Here is a 24,896-nt window from a genome sequence, read left to right as displayed (position 1 = left end):
AGGATCTATCTATTAAAAGTACATTCAAAAATGTCATATCGAGCGCAGTCGAGATGTTTTTCAGGGAAAACGTTCATACTCGTTCTCGACTACGCTCGAACTGACAATGCTATTTTTTGAACAAGTCATATTTTAACCCAAAGGTCCATCGGGTACTGTAGAACTCGGCCTGCTGGGTCCTTTCCTTTACACTTTGGAAATAGCGCAATGGTTGATTGGTGATGTTGTTAACATCGGCATAGAGCCTTAGGTTCTTGTTGATGGTATAGCTTGCATTGAAATCCAGAAAGAACTGGGTGTCATAATACCTGTCCTCAAAGGCATTGCCCCCGATTTCATCAATATAGGAATCGGAAAAGTTGGCAGACAACCTCGCACTGAACCTTTTATCGGCATAGCCCAAAGACCCGTTGAACATGTTAGGTGCGGTATTGGGCAGGTCCAGATCGGTACGCTCGTCACCATCTTCGTTGCGGATACCATCAGCACTTGAGCTCAAATAGGTGTAGTTCAAGTAGATGCTGAAGTTTCTGGCAAAACCGGGCAAGAAATCCAGCTGTCGTTGGAATGAGACCTCTGCACCAAAAATAGAGGCAGCATCCCCATTCAAAGGTTGGTACACATCATATCCCGCGGTACCAGCTCCAAAGGTGTCGCCCTCTGCCTGCGTGATATAGGTGTAGATAAAATCGTTTATCCTCTTGTAAAAAACGCCTCCGGAGATGATTCCCACACTTTCAAAATAGTGTTCGGCATTGAAGTCAAAGTTCATGGAAGTGGTAGGGTCTAGTTCTGGGTTGCCCACAACAACCTCCCTGTCCTCATTGATTATCTCTGCCCTTGGAATCAAATCCACATAGTTTGGACGGGCCAAGGTATTGGTCCATGCCAATCTCAAAACAGTACTATTGTCCAAGTCATATTTAAAATGGATGCCTGGCAAAAGGTTGGTGTACGAGTTCTCATCCGATACTTGTTCCACTTCAATCCCTTCCTCTATTCCGGCATCTTCGTCCTCTTCAATATAGGTCACCCTATTGCCCTCTGTCTCCAATTTGGTGTTCTCCATCCGAAGACCTGCCAATACGCTTAACTTATCGGACACTTTTTGGTTGATCATGGCATAAGCGGCCCACACATTTTCCTTCACCTCAAAATTACCGGGAAGATACTCGTCTGGAACGGCCTCCCCATTGGTACTGTTCAGGTCCAAGGAACCCAGCCACTCCTCACTGGCAAAGGTCCCTGCGCGGTACTTTTCCCCAGCCAAGAAATCAGGATTGGTGTAGTCTTTGACTGGCACATCGGCCAGAGTGGGGTACAGGTCTTCAAAATCATATTCAAAGAAATCGTTGTTTCTTTCCTTGGTCTTGAAGCGTCCCCTTGCCCCAAACTTTAGGGTGCCTCCATTGCCCAAAAGATCTGCAGGCAATTCAAAATTGGCAAAGAAGTTCATGTCCTCTTCGTCGGTGTACTGGTTCTCGTTGGTCAGTTCGTCAAATTCAAATGCCCCCAAATCGTTAAAATCACTGGCATTGGCAGCGGTCATGATCGGGTATTTTGGGTTGCTGTTGTCATTGTTAACGATATATTCGGTGGCATAGACCGCATATCTTTCATTCAATCGCTCCTCGGATGCCTTGGCATAGGACCCCATCCAATCAAATTTCAGGCTGCCGAACAAATGATTACCACCAAGGGTATAGTTCTGCATACGTTGGTCTTCCAACCTGCGGTTTTGGTTGCGCCCTCCGGCTATACCCCCCTTGGTTTCCCGGACCACCTCGGCCGGAAACCTCGTAGGCACTCCATTGGTAATGGTAAAGTCACCTGCTTCAATATCCTCTCCGTCCAAAATCTCTTGTGCAAAGGCAAACCGATTTTCACGATCATCCCTCCAATTATACATGGTCTTTAGGAAAATATTGTTGTCCGCATTGATCTGGTAATCCAAATTGGCGGCAAAACTCCGTCTTACCCTTTGCACCAAATACGTGCGTTGCTCGGTAACATTGGTATAGGGGTCTACATCCACTTCTTCCAAAATGGGCTCGCCCTCTTCATCTTCTTCACCTGTGTTGTACTCAAATTCATCGGTCCATTCGGCCTCGATGTTGTGCGATCCAAAATCATTATCGTTGATGGTGGCCGAGACCATCCATCCAAATTTTCCGTCTTTGGTACGGTCCCCCACCAACAGTGACCCGTTCCAAATCCTCTTATCGGTGATGAAATTGACGCCTGAACCAGCAGTTGCCGAAAGCCTGAACCCTTGTGGTGCAGTCCGGGTGACCAAGTTCACGGATCCCCCCAAGGCATCTGCATCCATATCGGGGGTAACGGCTTTGTTCACTTCAATGGTCTGGATCATGTCCGAAGGAATCAGGTCCATCTGGATGTTCCTATTGTCCGCTTCCGCAGATGGGATCCTGCTCCCGTTAAGGGTCACGGAGTTCAATTGTGGAGATAGACCCCGGACGATAATGTTCCTTGCCTCCCCTTGATCCACCTGCATAGTGATACCGGGTATACGCTTGACGGCATCCCCAATGTTCGCATCGGGAAATTTTCCGATTTGATCAGTGGATACCACATTGGTGATGTTCAGGTTCGTTCTTTGTGTGTTCAACGCCTTTGCCTGGCCGCTGAGCCCATAGGCACTTACTTGTACTTCATCAAGTTCCACGTTGGTCGGGTTCAGGACTATCCCCACCGATGTGGTCTGTCCGGCCGTAACGGAAACTTGTTGCTCTACATCGGCATACCCCATATAGGTAATGGTAAGGGTATAATCTCCAGCAGGAATACCCACCAAAGTAAACCTCCCATCAAAATCCGTAATCCCTCCTTTGGAGATGGACTTCATATACACATTTGCGCCTGGGACGTAAATTCCGTTTTCATCGGTAATGGTTCCTTGTATGTTTCCTGTTTGGGCCTGTGCATTTGCGAGGCCAAACAGTGGAAAAAGCGTTACAAAAATTAGTTTTTTAAGGTTCATCAGTTTCATTTTGGTTTGAATTAGAATGCCTTCCAAAACTATGTATATCAGGTGATTATGATTTAAATTAAAGGGAAACAAAAAGGAAACAAAAGTGAAAAAGGGCGGAAACAACAGGGCAACAATTACAGTTATTTTACATTGGGCTAACCTTTTCCAAATAAGAGGCGAAAAATAGCGTCAGAGATCGATCATAAAATTTACCAGCTCTTCTTTTTGGTCGATGGGCAGCTTTTTTCTCAACCTATGCCTCGCCACGCGAACACTGTCCGGGGTGACCCTCAAAATGGAGGCAATTTCCTTGGAGGACAAGTTCAACCGCAACAACATCCCCAAACGTAATTCTGCAGGGGACAGACTATTTTCCGATAAGGATGAAAGTTTTTTGATGAACTCTGGATGGATCTCCTTGAAAAAGACCATAAACTCATCCCATTCCTGTTCCTGCTGTAGGTTAAAATCAATTTCCTTGACCAGTTCCTTGATCTTGCGAGAGGCATCCATGTTTTTTCGGGCGGCAATATTCCTAAGGGTATTGGCCAAATCCAGCAAGATCTTGTTCTTCTGGGACAAATGAAGACTGTATCGGGACAGGGAGGCTGTTTTCAACTGGATTTCATCCTGTAGATTCTTCTCTTCAATGGCCTTTTTCTCCAATTCCGCCTTCAACATCCGCTGCTTATACTCCTGGATCTTCAGCGTGGCCTTTCTTTTTCTTCCCAAATAATTATACCCAATGGTGAGGATGGCTACAATAGCGAACAGGGCCACCCACAAGAGGTTTTGGTTGGCGACACTGACCTTGTTCTGTTCTTTGAGCAGTTGGATCTCCACCTCTTTTTTATTGGTCTCGTATATGGTCTGGAGTACATTGAGCTGGTCCGTGTTCTGTGATCGGAGCATGGCACTGTTGAATTCCTCTGCTTGCAAGAGATGGGCATGTGCCTTTTCGTAGTCTCCCATGAGCGCATAGGTCTTGGACAGGTCTTTGTGGGCACTTTCCAATTGATGGAGATCGTTCAGCTGCTTTGCCGCCTCCAAGGCCATGCTTGTTTTTTCCAACGCAGAAGGATAATCCCCGGTCTTTCTGAAAGCATCGCCCAAATTGTTGAGGACATTGATTTCCTCCGCCTTTCCAGAACCTTTTAGATATTCATAGGCCCGCATGAAGAATTTGTGGGCCAGATCAAATTTTTCCAAATCTTCATAGATACTGCCAATGTTCTCATTGGTGATGGCCACACCATGTTCGTTCCCCAACTTCTCGAACAGGGAAAGGCTTTCCTCTTGATCTTTCAGGGCCTCCTCATATTCCCCCTGCTTTTCATGGCTTGCACCGAGCAGCCCCAAGGAAATGGCAAGGCCCTTATCATTTTTTAACTGTATCGATGATTTTCTGGTTTCCTCAAAATGCTGTTCGGCCAGTTCAAAATTGTTGAGTGACAGGTATACCTTCCCGATATTGTTGTTCAGGACGATGAAAAGTTCATCACTAAAACCAGTTCCCAATTCTTCCAAGGCCTTGTTGTATTCCGCCATGGCCTCGGTATACAATCCGAACGAGTGATAATACTCTCCCAGTTGCAAATGGGCCTCTGCTATTTTTATGGGAAATCTAGGTTGCTCCTTGGATTCTTCCAATCGTTTCTGAAGGGCATAAAAAGTGGAGTCGGGTCTCCTGATATTGGAAACTGTATGATTGGTTTGCTGGGCAAAACCAACTGAATGGATCAACACAAGTGCGAGTGCCATCACATAACCAAACCCAAAGAACTTTTTCATTGGCACGTTTAGGGATATCAACTTTCAAGAAAGTCAATCATCCTCACCAAAACATCAACTTTAGGTTATGAAACCATTAAAAAACAGCAACAAAAAAGGCCCATCGAAATGATGGGCCTTTTCACTAGTATGAGTTTTTATTAAGCTTGGAATGGCTCAATGGAAACAAAAGATTTTCCACTTGCCTTTTTCTCAAACTTAACGATACCGTCCACCTTGGCGTGCAAAGTGTGGTCTTTACCTGCGTATACGTTGTCTCCTGGATTGTGCTTGGTACCACGTTGTCTAACAATGATGTTACCGGCAACAGCTGCCTGGCCACCAAAAATCTTAACGCCCAAGCGTTTCGATTCTGATTCCCTACCGTTTTTTGAACTACCTACACCTTTCTTGTGAGCCATGATATATAAATTTTAGTTCGTTTCTTATTTGCTTAATGCTTCGATCAACTCGGCCTTCTTCATGGAAGAATAACCGCTAATGTCCTTGGCCTTTGCCATGTCCTTCAATTCGGCCACTGTTTTGGAGTTTAGGTCCTCAGTTGCCTTTGGAGCTTCTTTTTTTGGAGCCTCAGCTTTTTTCTCAGCTGCTTTTGGTGCTTCAGCTGGTTTTTCATCAGCTTTGGCCTTGGCAGGAGCCGCTTTCTTGGCACCTTTGGCCACGATACCTTCAACCACGATCTCGGTCAGATATTGTCTGTGACCGTTTTTCTTTTGGTAACCTTTACGTCTTTTCTTTTTGAAAACGATTACCTTGTCACCTTTTAGGTGCTTTACGATTTTGGCCTCTACGGCCGCTCCTTCTATGACTGGGGCGCCAATGGTTACGTCACCTCCATCTTCCAAAAGAAGTACTTTGTCAAAAGTGACTTTTTGGCCTTCTTCTTCCTGCAAACGGTGAACGTACACTTTCTGGTCTTTTGCAACTTTGAATTGCTGCCCTGCCATCTCTACAATTGCGTACATAATACGTTGATTAGATTAAAATTAATTCGCTTAATCAAAATTAGCGGGTGCAAATATACTGCTAAATCCTTAATCTACAAGTATTATTCCCCTATTTACCCATTATTTTTTGGAGTTGTTGGAGGTTTTGAACAACTGCATGAAGGAAAGGGTCAACACCAAGGAGGTGGCAAATCCCATAATGGCAACGGTAAAGAAAACGATCCCTTCAAAGTTTCTATAGTCCTTGGCCCACACGGAGGAAAGCCTGTCCAGAAAATTACCGTCCAGTTCCGTGGCATAGAGCGCAAAAAAAATGGTGAACAACAGGGTGGCAATGAAGCCAGTGGTAACCCCCGCGGTGAACCCATTCCCGTAGCTAAACCCCTTACCTTGCCTGAGCTTGGTGTATTTTATGGTCTCATAGATCCCAAAACCTGTGATGACCCCGTTAAAAAGACTGTAGAACACATTGGTGTGCTTGCCGATGAGCGATAGTATCAGAAAATAGGCAATCAATACAGCACTGGTAACTATTCCAAAACGAATGGGAAGGGTCATTTTTTTCATCACTTGGCTTTTTTTGAATGTGATGTTTAAATTACTGAATGTTTGTGAATTATGCCACTATTTATTCCAAAAGGCTTGGACCCCTGTCCCGGCCTTGCAATTTTTATGCTATATTTAGTGTAACATCCATCAAAAAAACAACACCAACCTCTGTATTGACCTATCACTATAAAATGAAAACTTTATGAGAAAACATCTGCTTTCAGCATTTTCCATACTCTTTGCAAGCTCCCTCCTTTCCGCTCAGGAAGTGGTTTTTGAAGAGTATGACCTCGACAATGGACTCCACGTGATCCTGCATCAGGACAATTCGGCACCCGTGGTCACCACTTCGGTCATGTACCATGTGGGATCCAAGGACGAAGATCCCCAAAAAACGGGCTTTGCCCATTTCTTTGAACACCTGCTGTTCGAGGGCACCAAAAACATTGGACGTGGGGAATGGGACAAAATCGTTTCTGCCAATGGGGGCAGCGGCAATGCCAATACCTTTCTGGATCGTACCTATTATTATGAGACTTTTCCATCCAACAGTTTGGAAGTGGGCCTATGGTTGGAATCCGAAAGATTGATGCACCCCATCATCGGACAGGTCGGGGTGGATACCCAAAAAGAGGTGGTGCAGGAAGAGAGAAGGTTGCGTGTGGACAATTCGCCCTACGGCGCATTTTTTGAACAGCTCCTTATGAATCTATATTCCAAACATCCATATCGTTGGGGCGTTATCGGCTCGCTGGACCACTTGGCCAGTGCCACCTTGGACGATTTCAAAAAGTTCAACAAAACCTATTATGTTCCCAACAATGCCGTTCTGGTGATCGCTGGGGATTTTGATACCGCAAAGACCAAAAAAATGGTCGCAGATTATTTTGGTCCCATCCCAAAAGGGGCCGAAATCAAAAGGCCAGACGTAAAGGAAGATCCCATCACCCAAACCATTTATGCATCCTATCAGGACCCGAACATCCAAATCCCCGCCATTCTTCTGGCCTATCGCACACCGGGACAAGGGCAACGGGATGCCTATGTGATCAACATGATATCCACCTACCTGAGCGATGGGGAAAGCTCCAAGCTCTATAAAAAACTGGTGGACGAGAAAAAAATGGCGCTACAGATCCTTTCCGTTCCCATCGATGCGGAAGACTATAGTTCCTACATTGTAGGTGGACTTCCCGTGGGGGAAAACTCCATCCAGGACATCAAAAAGGAAATCGATGAGGAAATCCTGAAACTACAGATGGAATTGATTTCCGAAAAGGATTACCAAAAGCTCCAGAACAAGTTCGAGAACCAATTTGTGAACGCCAACAGCAGTGTTCAGGGCATTGCCAATTCCTTGGCAGAAAACTATATGTTGAAGGACGACACGAACCTCATCAACACGGAAATCGATATTTATCGCTCCATAACCCGTGAAGAGATCATGGAAGTGGCCAAAAAATATCTAAAAGTGAACCAACGTGTGGAACTGGAATATCTACCTGAACAAAAAGCAGCCAATTAAGATGAAAAGATATATTGTATTGACCGTGCTGTCCCTTTTGATGACAGCATCCTACGCACAGATAGACAGGAGCAAACAACCCAAGCCAGGACCCGCTCCAGAGATCAATTTAAAGGAGCCCTCCCGTTTTGAACTAAGCAACGGACTAAAGGTTTTGGTGGTCGAAAACCACAAGCTGCCTAGGGTAAGAGTGCAACTGTCCATCGACAACCCTCCCATTCTGCAAGGGAACAAGGCAGGGGTTTCGGACCTGACTTCCAGCATGCTCGGCAAAGGGTCCAAGAACATTCCCAAGGACGATTTTTACGAGGAGGTGGACTTCCTTGGAGCAAGCATCTATGTAGGCGATCAAAGTGCCTTTGCAAGCTGTCTGTCCAAGTATTTCCCAAGGATATTGGAGCTGTTGGCCGATGCCTCTCTCAATCCCAACTTCACCCAAGACGAGTTTGAAAAGGAAAAGGAAAAGCTCCTAACAGGCCTAAAGTCCGAGGAAAAAGACGTTTCTGCCATTTCCGATAGGGTCCAATTGGCTCTGGCCTATGGCAAAGACCATCCCTTTGGCGAGATCACTTCAGAAGAGACTGTGAACAACGTGACCTTGGCAGATGTGGAGCAGTTCTATAGGTCGTACTTTGTTCCGGCCAATGCCTATTTGGTAGTGATCGGCGATGTGGATTTTGAGAATGTGAAAACGTTGGTGACCCAATATTTCACACCGTGGACCAAGGCCGTACCTCCTTCTTTTGCCTATTCCGATCCTGCTGATGCACAATACACACAGATCAATTTTGTGGATGTACCCAACGCAGTTCAATCCGAAGTGGCCGTACAGAATATCACCCATCTGAAAATGAAGGACGATGATTATCTGGATGCGCTCTTGGCCAACCGGATCTTGGGCGGGGGATCCCAGGCCCGCTTGTTCAAGAACCTAAGGGAAGACAAAGGCTACACCTACGGTTCGTACTCCGGTATTCGGGACAATAAGTACAGCCCCATGCGCTTCAGCGCATATGCACAAGTGCGGAACGCCGTTACCGATAGCTCCGTGGTCCAGATTCTCCAAGAAATAGACAAGATCACTTCCGAACCGGTTTCCCAAGAGGAACTGGACAATGCCAAGGCCAAATATGCCGGTAGTTTCGTCATGGCCTTGGAAAGACCGGAGACCGTGGCCAATTATGCCCTCAACATCGAAACCGAAGGGCTTCCCAAGGATTTCTACAAAACCTATTTGGAACGTCTGGATGCCGTGACCGTAGCGGATGTCCAAAAAGCGGCCCAAAAACATTTCTCCACCACCAATGCAAGGGTAGTGGTCACTGGAAAGGGCAGTGACTTCCTGGAAAATTTGGAGAAAGTTTCCTTCAAAGGGAAAGCCGTCCCCGTCCTTTTCTATGACAAATATGCCACGAAAACAGAAAAGCCCAATTACACAGCAGAAATGCCCGAGGGTGTGACAGCCGATACCGTATTGGAAAAATACATAGAGGCCATTGGCGGAAAAAGCAAACTGGAAGGGGTGGAATCGTATTCCATGGTCGCCGAGGCAGAAATGCAAGGCATGAAGCTGGAACTCGAAATGAAAAAAACTACCAAGGACCAGTTTATGCAGGATGTGAAGGTTATGGGCAACTCGATGCAAAAACAAGTGCTCGATGGGGACAAAGGATACATGGTCGTACAGGGACAGCGCAAGGATCTATCCCCTGAAGAGGTGAACAAGATCAAGGAAGAATCCGCTGCTTTTCCAGAACTGAACTATCTGGCCGCTGGCGGCATCATTTTGGAAGGCATTGAGTCCGTTGACGACAAGAAGGCCTACAAACTAAAGATAAGCGAAAAGAAAAGCGCTTTTTATGATATGGAGACCGGCCTTAAGGTGCAAGAGGTGAGCACGGAAGAGATGCAAGGGCAGCAAATGACGAACACTGTGGGCTTTGGGGACTATCAGGAAGTTTCCGGTATCAAGTTCCCGTTCAAGATCACCCAGAGCATGGGGCCGCAAAACTTTGAGTTTTTGGTAAAGGAGCTCAAGGTGAACGAAGGGGTAGATGCTTCCGATTTCAAATAAAAACAAACACAACCCATATAAAAAAGGGCACTTTTCAAGTGCCCTTTTTTCTTTCCCCCTTCTTCGATCCAAATAGCAGTTGCTTTGGAACAATGTGTTATTTTTGAAAAAACTTTACCATGAGAAAAATCCTTTCGACACTTGCCTGCACCCTATTGATTTTCTGTTTTTCATGCAAAGAAGCGAAAAAAGCCCCAGAAGGGCCCACCCAAATGGAGCAGGTGATGGCCATCCATGACGAAGTGATGCCCAAGATGGGAAAATTGGGGAAACTGGTCGGGCAGCTCAAAAGTAAAGCGGACACTACCGCAGTGGGTCAAGAGTATGAAACGGCCATGAGGGACCTACAGTCGGCCCATAAGTCGATGATGGATTGGATGAGGGATTTTGGCGACAGATTTGATTCCGATGAAATCATGAATGGGAAAGAACTCAGTGAGCAAAAACAAATTTGGTTGGATGAGGAAGAGGCAAAGGTAAAGGCCCTTAAAGAACAGATCAATGGGAGTATCGAAAGGGCCGAGGCCCTACTTACCGAAGAGAAAGTGGAGGAATGATCATTTTTTCCATCGTAAGCTTTCCATGATATTGCGAATGTCGTTTTGCAGGTACATGGCCGCTGGCAGAATGGAATCATAATTGGGCTTAGCGTAGAAATACAAAGAACCCGTCACAAAGTGGTCCGTGCTGTCCGTGACATAGAACTGCGACTGTGAGGCAGCATTACCGGTCACTTCAAAAAACTTACCATATACTTTTTCCTCCGGATGCAGATATTCCACAGGAGCGATTTGGTCTGCCTTCACCACATGCTCGTAGGTGAGTTTTTCCGCATCGATCATCAACTCCCTGATATTGCCGTCCACCTTTTTATAGGTAAGAAAAATGGCCCCTTTCATTTGGGGATAATCCAAAACGAGGGAACAGTCTTTGTTCTCTTTGATGTTCGATGAAATGTTCCGGTCAAAAGTATAGGCACAGTCCACATCGGTTTCCACATACTCGGCCCTGGGATAGTCCAACCGCAACATGGCCTTGGGCTTGGGCAACACTTCGTCTTTGCAGCTTGCGGTCAAAAAGACGATGGCAATAGAGGTGAAAATTAGTCCGCTATACTTCTTCATGTGGCAAGGTTACTTTTATGCGCTTCAATCTTTTTTTGTCCATGCTTTCCACAATGAACTGGTATGATTTGAAAAGGATTTTCTCTCCCTGCTTGGGGAAACTGCCCGAAATTTCGAGGACAAAGCCGGCTATGGTCTCCGATTCCCCTTTCTTGGATTCAAATTCCTCTTCGTTCTCAATTTTCACGACCCGATAGAAATCCTTCAATGTGGTTTTACCGTCAAAGACATAATTATGGTCGTCCAATTTGGAGAAGACCAGATCTTCATCGTCGAACTCATCACTGATATCCCCGACAATTTCCTCAATGATGTCCTCCAAGGTAACGATACCCGAGGTGCCCCCATATTCGTCCACCACAACGGCCAAATGGTTCTTCTTGTCCTGAAACTCCAATAGCAGGTCATCAAGTTTTTTGTTTTCCGGCACAAAATAGGGCTCCCTGATGAGGGACATCCAATTGAACGTCTTCCGATCTATATATGGCAATAGGTCCTTCACATAGAGCACGCCCAATACATTGTCCATATTCTCGGAAAACACGGGAATCCTGGAATATCCGTTCTTTTTGATTTCTTGGAGCACTTCGGGAAACTTCATTTTCTCGTTGACCGCAAAAATATCGATGCGGGGCCGCATCACCTGTTTGGTATCGGTGTTACCAAAGGTAACGATCCCTTCCAATATCTTCTGCTCTTCCTTTGTAGTATCCCCTTCTGAAGCCAATTCCAATGCCTGGGACAGGTGGTCCACGCTCAGACTTGATTTTCGCTTACCAAGTTTGTCTTCCAAAAACAAGGTGGCCGACCTCATTGGGGAACTCAGGGGTGTAAAAAGAAAGCTGAGACCATTGATCGGCATTGCCATAAAATGGGAAAACTGTACGCGGTTCCTGTTCGCATATATCTTGGGAAGGATTTCCCCGAACATCAAGATCAAAAAAGTGGCCACGACCACTTCCAGCAAAAAGCGAAGGGTTCCATCGATATTGGAGAAAAGGGTGTCTCCAATGGAACTGAACAGCAATACGATACCTATATTGATGGCATTGTTGGTGATGAGGATAGTGGCCAATAGCTTTTTGGGCTTTTCCAACAATTTCACGATCAGTTTTTCACGGGAAGATCCATTCTCCTCCATCTCGTTCAAATCGGTCTGGGTAAGACCGAAAAGTGCCACTTCGGCACCGGAAATCAGTGCCGACCCCATCAATAGCAATATAAGCACGATTACTTTGATAGTGAATATACCACTAAAAGCTGCAAAGAAAAAGACCAAACAATGGGGCTCGGGATCCAAATGGTATTGCTTTAGACTTTGGTTTTAAAATGGCAGGTCGTCATCTTCTTCGGTATCGTCCATCGGCGCGGCCGGCCCTTGGTTCCTTATAGGTTCCTGTTGTACTGGGGCCGATGTCGTCTGCGTATTGGCCATACTTTCCTTTTTGGTGGTCAAAAAGGTGAAATCCTGAACATGCACCTCAGTGGTGTATCTCATGTTGCCGTCCTCTCCTTGCCACTGCCTGTTCTTCAACCTGCCTTCCACATACACCTTATCACCCTTGCTCAGGTATTTTTCACAGACTTCTGCGGCCTTGTTCCTCACCACGATGTTGTGCCAATCCGTATTGGTCACCTTCTCTCCTGTTTGCCTGTTCGTATAGGTTTCATTGGTGGCCAAGGGGAATCGGGCAACACAATTTCCACCTTCAAAATAGTGGATTTTCACTTCGTCTCCCAAATGCCCGATCAGCATTACTTTGTTCAATGTTCCGCTCATAACTCTTTAATTAATCAAAAGTACTAAATTTTAAATGTCTTGATGAAATCTGCAATCAAAACAGGGACAGGAAAAGCCGCTATTTTGTTCCAATGGACCCCCTCCTCCAAGATACCGGGAGTTTTTGCCATCCAAAATTTGGTGTGCAGATGTTGATGGGACAGTTTGTGCACTATAGGGCCATCTGTATTATATAAGGTAAGGGACCCCAACTCAGGAATTCCGTTTTTGTCCTTTATCTCCTGTTGAAGGGAAGCTTCATCCAATTCTTGTTCAGATTCCACCAAGGGAAATTGATATAGGTTCTGCCAGATTCCCTTCCCACGCCGTTGTTCCATCAATGTATGGCCGTTATCATCCAGAAACACCACGTAGTTGAAATGGCGCTCCTTGATCTTGGTCTTGTTCAATTTGACGGGCAAGTGGGCTACTTTGTCCTCTTTCAGGGCAACACAGCTTTCATTTAGCGGACACAACAGGCAATAGGGTTTCTTTGGCGCACATTGTATGGCCCCGAATTCCATAATTCCCTGATTGTAATCCCTGATGTTTTGGGCATCCATGACCTCCCGTGCCAGTTCCTTGAAATATTTGATGCCCTCCGTACTGTTTATAGGTAGGTCCACTCCAAAGTATCTGGCCAGCACCCGATACACATTGCCGTCAACCACAGGTTCGGGGACATCAAAACAGAAAGAGGCTATGGCACTGGCAGTATAGTCGCCCACTCCTTTCAACGATTTCAGTCCCTCGTAGTTCCGGGGAAATTCACCCCCATGCTCGCCAACCACCATTTTTGCCGTCGCATGAAGGTTGCGCGCCCGGGAATAATACCCCAGGCCCTGCCAGAGTTTAAGCACTTTTTCCTCGGAGGCCCCTGCGAGGTCCCGAACTGTGGGGAAGGCTTCCAAAAACCTGTGATAATAAGGCATTCCCTGCGCCACACGTGTCTGTTGGAGCATAATCTCGGACAGCCAAATCTTATAGGGATCACGTGTTTTCCTCCAAGGAAGGTCACGTTGGTGCTCGCCATACCAGGCCAGAATTTTATGGGAAAAAGACATGCGTAAAAATACTATCGTCCAAATGTATCAGTTTATATACTTAAAATTAAAGGCTTTAAATGAAAGATTAATTTTAATGTTTATATTTGCAAGCCTAAAAAAATAAGAAAAATAATCAAGAGAAATGACGAAAGCAGATATTGTAACTAAAATCTCAGAAAAGCTAGGAATTGAGAAAGGTGACGTACAAGCAACAGTAGAATCTTTTATGGAAGAGGTGAAATCTTCCTTGGAAAATGGAGATAATGTTTATTTAAGAGGTTTTGGGAGCTTTATCATAAAGACCCGCGCCGAAAAGACAGGTAGGAACATTTCAAAGAACACTACCATCAAAATCCCCGCACACAATATTCCTGCCTTCAAGCCCGCCAAAGTTTTCGTGGAAGGTGTAAAGAGCAACGTACAAGTAAAATAATATAATTAACAACACTTAAAGGAAGAGCCATATGCCGAGTGGAAAGAAAAGAAAAAGACATAAGGTAGCTACCCATAAGCGTAAAAAACGCAGAAGAGCTAACCGACACAAGAAGAAGTAGTTGTAGAGACTACTTTTTCATTTTACATCCATACGTTCTTTGACATAGAGATTCAAGAAACGAATTTCAATCGGTTCGAAAAATAACCGATCCCATATATTGTTTAATCATTTGTCCCAAAACCTATTCTTTGGGATGAATATAAATCGATTCAGGTGAATAGAGAATTAATCGTTAGATCTAGTCCCGAAGCAGTCGATTTTGCCTTGTTAAAGGATGGAAAACTCATCGAATTACACAAAGAGGAGGACAACAACAACTTTTCCGTAGGAGATATCTTCTTGGCCAAGATCAGAAAACCCGTTACAGGCCTAAATGCGGCATTTGTCAATGTAGGTTATGAAAAAGATGCGTTCCTGCACTATCATGACCTTGGTCCGCAATTGTCCTCCATGCTTAAATTCATCAAAAAAGCTAGAACAGGGAAGTTAAAAGACTATACCTTAAAAGATTTTCCATTTGAAAAAGACATTGACAAGAATGGCAGCATCACTGATGTGATCAAGGCCAATCAGTCATTATTGGTACAAATTGTAAAAGAACCCATCTCCACCAAGGGCCCAAGAATCAGTTCCGAGCTTTCCATAGCCGGACGCTACTTGGTCATGGTCCCTTTTTCCGATCGGGTCTCGGTATCGCAAAAGATAGCGAGCAAAGAGGAAAAGGACAGGCTCATCAGACTCGTGAAGAGCATCAAGCCCAAAGGATTTGGAGTCATTATCCGTACCGTTGCAGAAGGCAAAAAAGTTGCAGAACTTGACAAAGATCTTCAGAACCTGCTATCCAAATGGATAGCCATGTGCAAGAAATTGCAGAGAGCCTCACATCCATCCAAAGTATTGGTGGAACTCAACAGGGCCTCGTCCATCCTAAGGGATGTTTTCAACGATTCCTTTTCGGGAATCCATGTTGATGATGAAACGCTTTACAACCAGATCAAGGACTACGTGCATGAAATTGCACCCGAAAAAGAATCCATTGTAAAGTCATATTCAGGCCCAGTCCCCATTTTTGAGAAATTTGGGATAGAGCGGCAGATCAAGACCTCTTTTGGCAAGACTGCCTCCATGAGCAAGGGCGCATACCTTGTTATTGAGCATACCGAAGCACTGCATGTTATCGACGTGAACAGTGGCAACCGCTCCAACAAGGCCAAAAACCAAGAAGACACCGCTTTTGAAGTCAACCTATTGGCTGCATCCGAAATTGCAAGACAATTACGTTTGCGTGATATGGGTGGCATTATCGTGGTGGATTTTATAGATATGACCCGGGGCGATCACAGGAGAAAACTGTTCGATCACCTTAGGAACGAAATGAAGGACGACCGTGCAAAACACAAGATTTTGCCCCCCAGTAAATTTGGCCTTGTACAGATCACAAGGCAAAGGGTGCGTCCCGAAATGAACATCAAGACCAGTGAGGAAAACCCCAACGGCACAGGTGCCGAAGTGGAGGCCCCCATTGTGTTGATCGATAAGATCCAATCAGATCTGGAGCGAATCCTGAAAAGCGACCAAAAGAACAATGGGATTGTACTCAACATACACCCGTTCATTGCGGCCTACCTTACCAAAGGATTCCCTTCCATCCGTTCCAAATGGTTCAAAACCTATAAAAAATGGATAAAGGTCCAGCCTAGGGATGCCTATACCTATCTTGAATATGATTTCAAGGATAAAGACGGTAAAACATTACAATAATCAAAGAGCGACTCCAGAAATGGGGTCGCTTTTTTGTTTTATGTACTTTTGGGACATGCAGCACAACAAGAGCCATACCCTATCCGAAGCCACAAAAACATTGGAGAACTATTGCGCTTACCAAGAGCGTTGCCATTATGAAGTGGTGCAAAAATTAAGGCAGATGCGCATGATTCCCCAGGCCATCGATGAGATTGTGGCCCACCTGATCCAGGAAAATTATCTGAACGAGGAACGTTTTGCGAAAAGCTATGCCAGGGGCAAGTTCAACATCAAAAAATGGGGCAAGGAACGCATTGTCCGGGAATTGAAGCTACGCCAAATATCGGTGTTCAACATCAAGAGTGCCCTTACCGAAATTGATGAAAGCGATTATTTGAACACTTTGGACGAACTTGCCAAAAAAAAACTGGAACAGATCAGAGAAACCAACATCCACAAAAAAAAGCGAAAACTAGCAGATTACCTGCTCTATCGTGGTTGGGAAAGCCACTTGGTCTATGAAAAACTTACCGAACTGATCGGGGACAAAACGGTTTAGGTCCACTTTTGGGCGATCAGCCTTTGGGTACGCACCACCGCCTGCTCATTTTTCCAATCAATCCACTGCTGTCCTTTCCACTTGCGCATCAAATTATCAAAATGGCGCATCACGAAAATGTTGTATACGGCCCTGCTCAAATTTTTGGGTTTTTTGGCAATAGACCGCAAACTCATGGAAAAACCCGGGGTCACATACTTCATATAGTGCCAATATCCCTCTGGGATGTATAGCACATTGCCATGCTCCAGGTCAGCGATATGCCCCTTGGCGTGTTCAAGTGCCGGCCATTGCTCAAAATCGGGAGCATCAAAGTCGATATCCTCCCTGGTGATCAAGGAATGTGGAATCTTGTACAGGAACTTGGTCTCCGATTGCGAATAAAGGATACACTGCTTTTTCCCTTCAAAATGAAAATGGAAAATATTGGCGAGATCGATGTCGTAGTGCATAAACGTATACGAATCCTCACCTCCGAAGAACAACATGGGCAGGCCTTTCATCAGTTTCAGTCCAAAATCGGGATAGGTAAAATCCTTTTGCAGTTCAGGCACCTCTTTGAGGATGTTCCAAAGGAAGATACGGTATTTGGTAGGGCCACTCTTCAACAAATCCACATAGTCCGACATCTTCATTTTGGCATGGGGTTGGTTGAAACCTTCATCATGTTTTACAGGTCGATCATCATACAGGGGCACTTCCTTTTCCCCAGCCACTTGTTTCATATAGTCCAAGCTCCACTTGGAATGCGCGGGCCAATCCTCAATAAAGCGTTCGATCACTACTGGCTTTTGGGGCTTGAAATAGTTTTGGATAAACTCCTTCTTGGAAAGAGTTGTTTCCCTAGGAATTTGTTCAAGGTTCAGCTTCAAGATTTCAAGGAGTTTGAAACCACTAAATTACTAAAACGTTTTTAAATAGTTACCAAACCTTAATCTTCGGAAACCAAACTTCCTTTGTGTTTGGCAGCTTCGTTCCGTTCGATCGTATGCCCCGGTCTGGACCATTTTGGCTTCTCTCCCTTTGCCGCATATTCAGAATCGATGGCTTCCACGGTCTGTGGTTGGGGCGCTTTCACAAAGGCCTTTTGGGGATTCAGTCCCAATTGCCGGAACATTTCCATATCCTCGTTCACATCGGGGTTGGGCGTGGTGAGCAATTTGTCCCCCGCGAAAATGGAATTGGCACCGGCAAAAAAGCACATGGCCTGTCCTTCCCGACTCATTCCTGTTCTCCCTGCGGACAACCTGACCTGCGTCTGAGGCATCACGATACGGGTAGTGGCCACCATACGGACCATTTCCCATATCTCCACAGGTTTTTGGTCTTCCATCGGGGTGCCATCCACCGCTACCAAGGCGTTGATGGGAACCGATTCGGGCTGTGGGTTCAAGGTGGCTAGGGCCACCAACATCCCGGCCCTGTCCTCAATGGATTCTCCCATGCCTATGATTCCACCGCTACAGACCGTAACGTTCGTCTTGCGTACATTTTCTATGGTCTGCAAACGATCTTCATACCCACGTGTGGAAATGACTTCCTTATAATATTCTTCCGAAGTATCGAGGTTGTGGTTGTAGGCATACAGACCTGCCTCTGCCAAACGCTTGGCCTGATTTTCGGTGACCATGCCCAAGGTACAGCAGACTTCCATGTCCAGCTTGTTGATGGTCCTGACCATCTCCAACACTTGGTCAAACTCTGGTCCGTCCTTTACGTTTCGCCATGCGGCACCCATACAGACACGGGAACTACCTGAAGCCTTCGCACGCAATGCCTGTGCCTTTACTTGATGTACGGTCATCAGGTCATTCCCTTCCACATTGGTATGGTAACGGGCCGCTTGAGGGCAGTACCCACAGTCCTCCGGGCATCCGCCTGTTTTGATGGAAAGCAGGGTGGAAACCTGTACGGTATTAGGATCGTGGTATTGCCTATGGATGGTGGCCGCCTCATACAGCAGCTCCATAAAAGGCCTGTTATATATTTCGAGGATTTCTTCCTTGGTCCAGTTGTGTCTTGTAGTCATATTTCTTAGTATGTCTAGTTCAAAAGTAAGGCATTCTTCCAAAAAGAACTGCCAAAGTCTGTGTTTTTAGGACAAGCCTGTTCATAGCGCATCGGGCCGTTTCAATAAAATACTGACCGCATTTCCCCCAAAACCAACGGCATTCACCAATACCTTCCCTATTGGTTTTGATTGCTTTTCATTGCTGAAAAATGGACTGCCGATGTATTCCTGGTATTTCATCATGAGTACTGCCATTTCCAAACTCAACAATCCTGAAGCACCAAAGGTGTGCCCCAGTTTCCATTTGTTGGTGGTCAAAAAAGGTACTGTATGTCCGAATACTTTTTGGATGGCGTTGAACTCGGTCTGGTCCCCCTTTATGGTCCCGGGAGCGTGCATCACCACGGCATCCACTTGGGAAGGGTCCAGATTGCCCAAGGCCATTTTCATGGAGTCCTGGAAACATTGGGCATCGGTACTGATGGAAACGCTATGCTCCAAGGGTTCCGTGGCGTATCCTATCCCTTCAATCAACGCTAGGGCATGTTTCTTGGTCCCTTTTTCCAAACAGGCAAGTCCCGCGGCTTCACCCAACACCATGGTGTTCTGGTTTTTGTCCAAATTCATGGCTTTGCAAGGGTACTCATCTCTCGACTGCGCTCGAGATGACATCTTTGAATAGACTTTCAAGGCCTGCATTTGTGCAATGGTAAAAGGGGTCAATGGTGCTTCGCTTCCACCCACCAAAAATTGGTCCGTCATTCCGCTCTGGATCCAAGCTACGGCATTCAACACCGCATGCAAGGCAGTGGAACAGGTGATGGAATGTGAAATTTCCGGACCCTTGCTTTTAAGATCATGGGCCACCCATGAGGAAATGTTCCCCAAAGTGGTCGTTGGGGAAGATAGGGTCGCAGATTTGCCATCCCGCAGAAATTCTTCGTGGTATTTTTCAAAAAGGGAAGTGGCCCCTCGTGAAGACCCTATGTTGATCCCAAAATTGGATCCTTTCTCCCATCCGGCACTTTCTATGGCCTTTCGGGCAGAAAGGATGGCAAACAGTACAGAATCGTCCAAATGCTTGTACTTGGCATCAGAATGGCGTAGATCTTCAATTTTTAGTTTGATGGTTTCTGGCAATTGCGACACCCACACCTTTTGCTCTCCAATAAGCGCCTCAGAGAGAAAATGTTCGTTCCGGTTATAGGATTGCCAAACCTCTTCAAGGGATTCTCCCAAAGCAGAAATGGAGGATAGGGCCGTTATGGAAATGGGTTCCTTCAACATAACAATAGCTTATACCAATTCAAGAGCCGACCGGATGGCATCATAGATTCTTTCCATCTGCTCTTTTGTGGTCACATAGGGGGCCAAGATATAGATGGTGCTGCCCAAAGGCCTCAAAAACACCCCTTGTTCCATAAAATGGGCAAACAGCTTGTTGCGCAAATTACCATAACGCTCCATTTTCACGTTCAGGTCGAGGGCAAAAATGACCCCAAGCTGACGAATGTTCCCCACTTTGGGATGGTCCTTGATCTCTTCGCCAAACTGCTGGTGCCACTGCGAAATGGCCTTGATGGATTGCTGGATTTCCTCACTCTGGAGAAGTTCCAAAGCGGCCAGTGCCGTTGTGCAGGCCAGGGGATTTGCCGAATAGGTGTGCCCATGGAAGAGACCCTTGGCAATATCATCGCTATAAAAGGCCATATACACCTCTTCGGTACAAGTGGTCAGCCCCATTGGGAGCAGTCCGGCCGTCAAGGCCTTGGACAGGCAAACAATATCAGGCTTGGTCTCCAGATAATCCGAAGCAAAAGGTCGTCCCGTTTTTCCAAAGCCCGTCATCACCTCATCCGCTACGAGCAGCACCCCATGTTCTTTCAAAAGGGCAAGGATCCTGTCCAGACCTTCAGCGTCATGCATCTTCATGGCCGCCGCCCCTTGAACCAAAGGTTCGTAGATAAACCCTGCAAGATTGTTGTTTTTCAACCGCTGCTCCAATTGTACCAAAATGGAACCGATATTTTCTTTGGTGGGCACAGGGATTCGTTCCACCTCAATGAAGAAATCCTCAAAGGGTCCGTTGTAAACCGAAAGTCCGGAAACCGACATGGCCCCGAAGGTGTCACCGTGAAAGCCCTCTTCAAAAGCCAAAAGCACATTGCGTTTTTGCCCTTGGTTAAAATGGTACTGCAACGCCATTTTGATCCCAATCTCCGTCGCCGTGGAGCCATTGTCCGAAAAAAACAATTTTTGTTGACCTTGTGGCAATATCTTGACGAGTTCTTCGGACAAGCGTACGGCAGGTTCGTGGGTGAATCCGCTAAAGACCACTTGGTCCAGACGCTGCATCTGATCCATCACCTTGTCCAAAATAAAGGGGTTGCAATGCCCGTACATACAAGTGTACCACGATGCGATGCCGTCCACGTACTGCTTACCGTCCTCATCATAGAGCAGCGCACCGCTCGCCCTGGATATGGCCAACATGTCCGGGCTTACCTTGTGCTGGGTGAGGGGGTGCCACAGGTGTTTTTTGTCCCTGTCCGATAATTTTTCCAGTGCTACAGAATCTCTCAAAACATTCAATTTATCTATATTGCAAAGATGATAATTAATAGCCAATAAACCCGACGCCGACCGTGCTTAATACATTCCGAATTCGTGACTACAACGACCTCGATTGGAAGAAGGTCCTGACCCTATTGATCATAGTGGCCCTTTTTATTCGTTTCCCATTTTTTTTTAGGGACTATGTGGATCGGGACGAGAGCACGTTCATCCTTATGGGGCAATCTTGGGCGGATGGGCACCTGCCCTACACCCAGCTTTGGGACCTAAAACCCCCGATCACTTTTCTGTATTTTGCCATCATCATCAAGCTTTTTGGGAAGAGTTTTTTCGCCATCCGGTTTTTTGGGGCCATCATGGTTGCCGTGACCGCCTTGTTCACCTATGGCATCACCCGAAAGATCACCTCCAAAAAAATTGCTTTTTGGGTAGCGGTTTTCTGTGTGTTCTTTCAAAGTCTGTTCGGGAGCCTACAAGGCGTAATGTCGGAACATATCTGCACCTTTTTCTTTGTGATCGGTATATACCTGGTTGTCCACAAGAAGCAATGGGGTTGGTATTTGTTGGCCGGGCTTCTTTTTGGGTGCGCCATCATGTCCAAATTGAACATGGCCTATCCCGTACTCACCTTGGGCATCTATTTCTTGTCGGAGGGGTTTGCCAAGAACACTTTGTCCCGAAGCATCCGAAACTTATTTTTTATGGGAATCGGGATTGGCCTCACGGTACTTGTCACTGCACTGCCCTACTACCTACAGGATAACTTGTACGTTTGGTGGGAGTCCATTTTTGAGGCACCTTTGGCCTATTCGGGCGGAAAATACCATTCTCCCGTGAAAACGCTGCCGTTCGTGTTCATTGTGCTTGGACTTTTAATTACCGGCTTTGCATACAAGGTCATTGATTTTAAGACCCGGGAATCCCAATTGCTGACTGTTGTGATCATCGGAATCCTGCTTTCCTTCATGCAAACTGGGAAGGTAAACGGCCATTACCTCATCCAGCTCTATCCGTTTATCCTTATTCCTTTGGGCGTGGCCTTTGGCAAACTTCCTAAATTGAAAAAATCGTACCGCCCCTTGATCATTGCACTGCTCTTCTTGATCCCAATGGAATCGTATCTGGAGTATGTGAACATCGTTTCCAACAAAATAAAGAAAGGATCCTTTTATAACGGTGAGGGCATTGATGTCCCCAACTATATTTTAAAGCACCAATTGGACACCAAGAACATCTTTTTCACCGAGTACCATATCGGCTATTGGGTGCTGGGAGAAACACCCCCAACAAAGGTGTCCATCCATCCGAGCAACATTACCCGGGACGAGCTTTTCTCCGATCTGGACAATCCGAGGAACAGTGGCATGGAAGAACTCCGGTATATCATGGAAACGATTCGGCCCAACATCGTGGTGGCCCGAAAAGGAAAAGAAATTTTTGACAAAAAACTGGTGAGCTACAACACCTATATCGATGCCTACCTTGAGGAACATTACCAACTCACGGCGACCGTTGGGCGAGGGCTCATTTACCAACGGCTAGAATGATAGAAGGGCTGTCCGGAACTTATCCGCATATTCCCTCACTTTCCTTTTATCGAATTTTGGCTCCTCATGGATCCGCCCCAAAAAAACGGCCCCTGTTTTTTTCAAGATGATTGCTTCGGTAGTGGGATGCTCGTCCCCACTGAAAATAATCCCGACCTGAACTTCTTTTTGCTGTAATTTTTCGATGGTCAGTAGGGTATGATTGATGCTGCCGAGGTAATGCCTGGAAACCACGATCACTTTATGGTCGGGCTGGATCAGGTCAAAAATGGTATCCGTATCGTTCAAGGGCACCAACAAACCACCCGCCCCCTCGATCACCAAATGATTCCCGGTGATAGGCGGTATGATGGTATCCAAATCTATAGTGACACCATCTATTTCTGCAGCGGCATGCGGGCTCATTGGGGTATTGAGGGCATAGTTATTGGGATGGATAACGGTCTTTTCATTGGAAATGAGCGATTCCACCTTATGGCTGTCCGAGTTGTCCAAGTCTCCGGCCTGAATGGGTTTCCAGTAATCGGCCTGAAGAGCCTCCACCACAATGGCAGATGCAACAGTTTTTCCCACTTCGGTTGAAATTCCGGTTATAAATAGCTTCATTTGGCGGGTCTTGTAACAAAATTGCACTGCATGCACTGATATTTTCTGGGTTCAAAGAAAGGAAAGAGCTTATAAAAAACATTCTTTCTGGAATAATAAATTTCAGATTTGGCGGCCTTGCAATTGGGGCAGACAATAGGATTTCCCTCATCATCAGTGGCATAGTTCCTGATCTCGTCGAAGATATGCTTGGCCAGTTCCTTATCGCTCGAATACACCTGGAGCTTTACCCCGCCTATGGCGGCACTGATCAGGGGGTCGGAATTGATGGTCGCTTCGTCCCTAAGGAATACGGCAATGCCCTCTGCTTCCAGCTTTCCTTTGATGATGACCGCATCGGCAGGGAACTCAAAGGTCCCCAAGGTGTAAAATTCTGCTTTCATGGGTTGATGAGATTGTTCAACAATACCAAAACTTTTGTTATTTCCTCTTTTGTATTGAATGCGTGCAGACAGAAACGCAAGCGTTCCTCCCCTTCCTTCACCGTTGGGGAAAGAATGGGTTTTACATCAAATCCTGCTGTCTGCAATTGTTTGGCAATGGCCTTTACCTTGCCATTTCCAGGGACCAGGGCACATTGTATGGCCGAATCGCTTTTGATGAACCTGTCAGTCATTTGCAAACGTTCCATTTCCTGCTTGAAATGCCCAATGTTGGCCCGTAGTTGCTTGGAAATAGCTGCGCCTTCGTTGCCAAGATATTGATACGCCGCCAAAATGGTGGCCACGGTGTGTGGTGGAAGTGCCGTGGTGTAGATAAAACTCCTCGAAAAATTCACCAGATATTCCTTCAATGGTTGGCTTCCAAGAATGGCCGCGCCATGGCAGCCCATCGCCTTACCAAAAGTGATGATGCGGGCAAACACTTCCTGTTCCAGTCCCTCTTCCGCAACCAAATCTCGGCCATTTCCATAAATTCCGGTGGCATGGGCCTCATCCACCACTAAAAAACAGCCGTTATGACCACAAAAATTTGCCAGACGCTTTAGATCTGGGGAATCCCCGTCCATGGAAAAAATGGATTCGGTGACGACATAGATTTCCGTCAAGCCGTCCATGTTTCGACTGCGCTCAACATGACGGGCCAAATCATCAATATCATTATGGGCAAATTTGTAGCTTTTGGCATTCCCCATCTGGATTCCGTCCCGGATGCTGGCATGAACCAATTCATCATACAAAACCATATCGCCCCGTTGCGGAACGGATGAAAAAAAGCCAATATTGGCATCATAGCCCGAGTTGAACACCAAAGCGGACCCAGAGTTGTGATGGCTGGCCAAAAAATCTTCCAATCTTGCATAAAGCTGATGGTTGCCCGAGAGCAATCGGGACCCAGAGGAACCATTCATTTGGGGAGCCTCTTTCAATAAATCAAGTGCCATTTGGGCAATTTTTTCACTCTTGGCAAGGCCTAGATAATCGTTGGAGGAAAAATCAATGGAGTTGCCCTGCAATGGCAAATGGCGTAAGGAACCATTTTCCTTACGTGCCGAAAGTTTGGACTGCAATTTTTTGGGCAATTTCTCCATA

23 protein-coding genes are annotated in these 24,896 nt (G+C 46.1%); 7 read left to right on the top strand and 16 right to left on the bottom strand.

Going from position 1 to position 24,896, the window contains the following annotated elements:
• Positions 1–109: 109 nt before the first annotated feature.
• From D2V93_RS04040 to D2V93_RS04020, 5 genes are all read right to left on the bottom strand, one after another.
• Positions 110–3,010, bottom strand: a complete 2,901-nt coding sequence (locus tag D2V93_RS04040) for a TonB-dependent receptor (RefSeq protein WP_119618538.1) — start codon at positions 3,008–3,010, stop codon at positions 110–112.
• Positions 3,011–3,181: 171 nt separating this feature from the next.
• Positions 3,182–4,783: a tetratricopeptide repeat protein gene (locus D2V93_RS04035; protein ID WP_072876021.1), complete on the bottom strand. Its 1,602-nt coding sequence runs from the start codon at positions 4,781–4,783 to the stop codon at positions 3,182–3,184.
• A 140-nt stretch (positions 4,784–4,923) separates the two neighbouring features.
• Positions 4,924–5,184: a 50S ribosomal protein L27 gene (rpmA, locus tag D2V93_RS04030; protein WP_072876023.1), complete on the bottom strand. Its 261-nt coding sequence runs from the start codon at positions 5,182–5,184 to the stop codon at positions 4,924–4,926.
• A gap of 24 nt (positions 5,185–5,208) precedes the next feature.
• Positions 5,209–5,748 (bottom strand): 50S ribosomal protein L21, encoded by a 540-nt coding sequence (rplU, locus tag D2V93_RS04025; RefSeq protein WP_119618488.1) that lies wholly within the window; start codon positions 5,746–5,748, stop codon positions 5,209–5,211.
• Positions 5,749–5,850: 102 nt separating this feature from the next.
• Positions 5,851–6,297: a DUF4199 domain-containing protein gene (locus D2V93_RS04020; RefSeq protein ID WP_119618487.1), complete on the bottom strand. Its 447-nt coding sequence runs from the start codon at positions 6,295–6,297 to the stop codon at positions 5,851–5,853.
• A gap of 184 nt (positions 6,298–6,481) precedes the next feature.
• Between D2V93_RS04020 and D2V93_RS04015 the strand changes: the two genes are divergently transcribed.
• The 3 genes from D2V93_RS04015 (at position 6,482) to D2V93_RS04005 (ending at position 10,435) form a co-directional block, all read left to right on the top strand.
• A complete protein-coding gene (locus D2V93_RS04015; RefSeq protein ID WP_119618486.1) occupies positions 6,482–7,804 on the top strand; it encodes a M16 family metallopeptidase in 1,323 nt (440 codons plus the stop codon).
• Position 7,805: 1 nt separating this feature from the next.
• Positions 7,806–9,878, top strand: coding sequence for a M16 family metallopeptidase (locus D2V93_RS04010; protein WP_119618485.1), 2,073 nt, complete (start codon positions 7,806–7,808; stop codon positions 9,876–9,878).
• Between the two features lie 119 nt (positions 9,879–9,997).
• On the top strand, positions 9,998–10,435 hold the full coding sequence (locus D2V93_RS04005; RefSeq protein ID WP_119618484.1) for a hypothetical protein: 438 nt from the start codon (positions 9,998–10,000) through the stop codon (positions 10,433–10,435).
• Here D2V93_RS04005 and gldD read toward each other — a convergent pair whose 3' ends face one another.
• Genes gldD through mutY form a run of 4 tightly spaced genes read right to left on the bottom strand, consistent with a single transcriptional unit; the run spans position 10,436 to position 13,846 of the window.
• A complete protein-coding gene (gene gldD / locus D2V93_RS04000; protein ID WP_072876036.1) occupies positions 10,436–11,002 on the bottom strand; it encodes a gliding motility lipoprotein GldD in 567 nt (188 codons plus the stop codon). It abuts the gene before it with no gap.
• Positions 10,989–12,302, bottom strand: coding sequence for a gliding motility-associated protein GldE (locus D2V93_RS03995; protein ID WP_072876038.1), 1,314 nt, complete (start codon positions 12,300–12,302; stop codon positions 10,989–10,991). Before D2V93_RS03995 ends, gldD begins: the two co-directional genes overlap by 14 nt.
• Before the next feature lie 24 nt (positions 12,303–12,326).
• Positions 12,327–12,782, bottom strand: coding sequence for a single-stranded DNA-binding protein (locus D2V93_RS03990; RefSeq protein WP_119618483.1), 456 nt, complete (start codon positions 12,780–12,782; stop codon positions 12,327–12,329).
• Between the two features lie 23 nt (positions 12,783–12,805).
• Positions 12,806–13,846 (bottom strand): A/G-specific adenine glycosylase, encoded by a 1,041-nt coding sequence (gene mutY, locus D2V93_RS03985; RefSeq protein ID WP_119618482.1) that lies wholly within the window; start codon positions 13,844–13,846, stop codon positions 12,806–12,808.
• Between the two features lie 124 nt (positions 13,847–13,970).
• On the opposite strand from mutY, the gene D2V93_RS03980 reads away from it, so the two are divergent.
• From D2V93_RS03980 to D2V93_RS03970, 3 genes are all read left to right on the top strand, one after another.
• On the top strand, positions 13,971–14,261 hold the full coding sequence (locus D2V93_RS03980) for an HU family DNA-binding protein (RefSeq protein ID WP_072876044.1): 291 nt from the start codon (positions 13,971–13,973) through the stop codon (positions 14,259–14,261).
• 276 nt (positions 14,262–14,537) lie between these two features.
• The gene (locus D2V93_RS03975; RefSeq protein WP_119618481.1) at positions 14,538–16,085 is read left to right on the top strand and encodes an Rne/Rng family ribonuclease; all 1,548 of its coding nucleotides are present in this window, start codon (positions 14,538–14,540) and stop codon (positions 16,083–16,085) included.
• Between the two features lie 55 nt (positions 16,086–16,140).
• Positions 16,141–16,626 (top strand): regulatory protein RecX, encoded by a 486-nt coding sequence (locus D2V93_RS03970; protein WP_119618537.1) that lies wholly within the window; start codon positions 16,141–16,143, stop codon positions 16,624–16,626.
• Here D2V93_RS03970 and D2V93_RS03965 read toward each other — a convergent pair.
• The 4 genes from D2V93_RS03965 to bioA all read right to left on the bottom strand — a co-directional run bounded on the left by D2V93_RS03965 (position 16,623) and on the right by bioA (position 21,220).
• On the bottom strand, positions 16,623–17,498 hold the full coding sequence (locus tag D2V93_RS03965; protein ID WP_072876048.1) for a cupin-like domain-containing protein: 876 nt from the start codon (positions 17,496–17,498) through the stop codon (positions 16,623–16,625). The two genes, D2V93_RS03970 and D2V93_RS03965, sit on opposite strands and share 4 nt — an antisense overlap.
• 59 nt (positions 17,499–17,557) lie before the next feature.
• Positions 17,558–18,655 (bottom strand): biotin synthase BioB, encoded by a 1,098-nt coding sequence (gene bioB, locus D2V93_RS03960; RefSeq protein ID WP_119618480.1) that lies wholly within the window; start codon positions 18,653–18,655, stop codon positions 17,558–17,560.
• Positions 18,656–18,736: 81 nt separating this feature from the next.
• Positions 18,737–19,924: a beta-ketoacyl synthase N-terminal-like domain-containing protein gene (locus tag D2V93_RS03955; protein ID WP_182849936.1), complete on the bottom strand. Its 1,188-nt coding sequence runs from the start codon at positions 19,922–19,924 to the stop codon at positions 18,737–18,739.
• 9 nt (positions 19,925–19,933) lie between these two features.
• Positions 19,934–21,220 carry an adenosylmethionine--8-amino-7-oxononanoate transaminase gene (gene bioA / locus D2V93_RS03950; protein WP_245978088.1) on the bottom strand — a complete coding sequence of 429 codons (1,287 nt, stop codon included), beginning with the start codon at positions 21,218–21,220 and terminating at the stop codon, positions 19,934–19,936.
• Between the two features lie 62 nt (positions 21,221–21,282).
• On the opposite strand from bioA, the gene D2V93_RS03945 reads away from it, so the two are divergent.
• The gene (locus D2V93_RS03945) at positions 21,283–22,758 is read left to right on the top strand and encodes an ArnT family glycosyltransferase (protein ID WP_245978087.1); all 1,476 of its coding nucleotides are present in this window, start codon (positions 21,283–21,285) and stop codon (positions 22,756–22,758) included.
• Here D2V93_RS03945 and bioD read toward each other — a convergent pair.
• Genes bioD through D2V93_RS03930 form a run of 3 tightly spaced genes read right to left on the bottom strand, consistent with a single transcriptional unit; the run spans position 22,750 to position 24,895 of the window.
• Positions 22,750–23,364 (bottom strand): dethiobiotin synthase, encoded by a 615-nt coding sequence (bioD, locus tag D2V93_RS03940; RefSeq protein WP_119618478.1) that lies wholly within the window; start codon positions 23,362–23,364, stop codon positions 22,750–22,752. The two genes, D2V93_RS03945 and bioD, sit on opposite strands and share 9 nt — an antisense overlap.
• Positions 23,361–23,747: a putative signal transducing protein gene (locus D2V93_RS03935; RefSeq protein WP_119618477.1), complete on the bottom strand. Its 387-nt coding sequence runs from the start codon at positions 23,745–23,747 to the stop codon at positions 23,361–23,363. The genes bioD and D2V93_RS03935 overlap by 4 nt, the downstream gene beginning before the upstream one ends.
• A complete protein-coding gene (locus tag D2V93_RS03930; RefSeq protein ID WP_119618476.1) occupies positions 23,744–24,895 on the bottom strand; it encodes an aminotransferase class I/II-fold pyridoxal phosphate-dependent enzyme in 1,152 nt (383 codons plus the stop codon). Before D2V93_RS03930 ends, D2V93_RS03935 begins: the two co-directional genes overlap by 4 nt.
• Position 24,896 lies beyond the last annotated feature (1 nt).

The sequence above is a fragment of the Flagellimonas taeanensis genome (assembly GCF_003584105.1).
Classification (GTDB): Bacteria; Bacteroidota; Bacteroidia; order Flavobacteriales; family Flavobacteriaceae; genus Flagellimonas; species Flagellimonas taeanensis.
This window is presented reverse-complemented; position numbering and strand designations above follow the sequence as displayed.